Origin of the sequence: Psychrobacter sp. TB20-MNA-CIBAN-0197 (genome assembly GCF_040309765.1) — a bacterium.
GTDB lineage: Bacteria > Pseudomonadota > Gammaproteobacteria > Pseudomonadales > Moraxellaceae > Psychrobacter > Psychrobacter submarinus.
The window spans coordinates 1-275 of sequence record NZ_JBEOPC010000507.1; the positions used below are offsets into that span (position 1 = coordinate 1).

1 protein-coding gene is annotated in these 275 nt (G+C 41.1%); it reads left to right on the forward strand.

Features of this window, described 5'->3' with window-relative positions:
• Positions 1–275, forward strand: a 275-nt coding sequence (locus tag AAEY83_RS14710) for an efflux RND transporter permease subunit (RefSeq protein ID WP_351060035.1), incomplete at both ends; no start/stop codon positions are given.

A 275-nucleotide genomic window follows, 5' to 3' on the forward strand; every position in this document is an offset into this window, starting at 1 on the left:
GTGGTGAAGAATACGATGTAATTTTAAAAGGGACTAAAGAAGACTTTACTAACCCTACTGACATTTCAAATATATATCTTAAATCACGAAGCGGTGAACTAGTCCCACTTGATAGCCTTATCAGCTTAAAAGAAGAAGCAACCGCATCGCGCTTAAACCGATACAACCGTATGCGCGCAATTACATTAAGCGCCAACTTAGCCGACGGTTATACGCTTGAGCAAGCGCTTAACTTTTTAAACGAAGTAGCCGCGCAAGAAAACGATATAGATGGC